We start from the raw sequence: 1,639 nt of genomic DNA, 5'->3' as shown, positions 1-1,639 counted from the left end.
ATGAAAGATGATATTGAAGGTGCGGTATCAAGCTCTGAAGCATCAACTAAAAAACTCATTGAACTTGGCATTGAAGTATTTGATTTAAACAGTGTTGATTTGATAGATGTCTATGTTGATGGCGCGGACGAGATTAACGACCGCATGGACATGATTAAAGGCGGCGGAGCTGCATTAACTCGCGAAAAAATTGTCGCGGCGGTAGCAAAACGGTTTATTTGTATTGTAGATAATACCAAACAAGTGCCAATTTTAGGTGAGTTTCCATTGCCTGTTGAAGTCATCCCGATGGCACGATCTTATGTGGCACGTGAGTTGGTAAAATTAGGTGGAGATCCAGTTTACCGTCAAGGCGTAATAACCGATAACGGCAACGTTATTTTAGATGTCTACAATATGAAAATTCTAGACCCTAAAGTGATGGAAACTAAAATCAACGCCATCGTCGGTGTTGTGACAAATGGTTTATTTGCGAACCGCGGTGCCGATGTACTACTCGTAGGCACCCCTGATGGCGTTAACACCATCACACTCTAAAAGCTAAAATATTCGCTTAGCCTATCTGATTGTTGAGCAAACACATTTAGCGTAAAAAGTTAACATACAGAGTTAGCTTAATTAGCTAAAAAAAATGGCCTAGCAGCAATGCTAGGCCATTTTATTATCTGTTTTGTCACTGTGACAAAACCTTACACTCTAAACTGGCTAACCGCTTCATGCAGTGCTTTGGCTCGTATTCTTACATCTTCAGAAGCCGCGGCATTTTCTTCAGCCGCTTGTGATGATTCATCGGCAATATCACGGATAACTACCACGTTTTTACCCACCTCTGCAGCTACCATACTTTGCTCTTCAATTGCCGCAGCAATTTGAGTACTCATGTCCATAATATTGGTCACGTCATTGGTAATTGTGCGTAATACTTCACCCGCGATGGCAGCTTGTTCAGCACTTTCTCGCCCTTGTTGCTGACTTTCTTGCATAAGCTCAACAATAGAATGAGTTCGGGATTGTAAGGTTGAAATGATGCTGGAAATTTCTTGAGTCGACGTTTGTGTTCTTAAGGCTAGCGTACGAACCTCATCGGCAACAACCGCAAAACCACGACCTTGCTCCCCCGCTCTTGCTGCTTCAATCGCCGCGTTTAATGCTAATAAGTTTGTTTGATCTGCAATGCCCCTAATCACATCAAGCACGCTACCAATCGTGACACTGTCTCGCTCAAGTTCGGTAACCACTGAGGCTGAATCGGCTAATTGCTTAGCTAGCAGGGTGATTTTTTGAACGGTAAGTTCTACACCCTGTTGACCAGATTGAGCGTTCTCATGAGTTTGACTGGCTTTACCGGCCGCCAGTTCTGTATTTTTGGCAATTTCGTCAATGGTAGCCCCCATTTCGGTAACGGCTGTGGCCACCATGTCGGTTTCATTAAGCTGACGTAACACACCTTCCGAAGCTGTCATTGCATTTCGAGACAGCTCTTGGCACGACTCATTCATTGCTGTAACCGACTCGTCCACTTGCTGGATCAATTCTTGGAACGTTATTACCATTTGGTTGAAATGATAGGCGATTTTCGATAATTCATCATTACCTGACTCATCGCAACGCATTGATAAGTCCTTACTTTTTTCAATTG

General features: G+C 43.3%; 2 protein-coding genes. One reads left to right on the top strand and one right to left on the bottom strand.

From position 1 onward, the window contains the following. A partial coding sequence (gene rpiA, locus CXF78_RS16820; RefSeq protein WP_102037418.1) for a ribose-5-phosphate isomerase RpiA occupies positions 1-537 on the top strand: 537 nt, incomplete at its 5' end. A 152-nt stretch (positions 538-689) separates the two neighbouring features. Here the strand turns inward: rpiA and CXF78_RS21520 are convergent. Continuing rightward, positions 690-1,639: methyl-accepting chemotaxis protein (locus CXF78_RS21520; RefSeq protein WP_180957197.1), on the bottom strand; the 950-nt coding region annotated here is incomplete at its 5' end.

This window comes from Shewanella sp. 11B5 (assembly GCF_002836795.1).
Lineage (GTDB): Bacteria > Pseudomonadota > Gammaproteobacteria > Enterobacterales > Shewanellaceae > Shewanella > Shewanella frigidimarina.
Note: the sequence above shows the minus strand (reverse complement) of the source record. Positions and strands in the feature narration are given on the sequence as shown.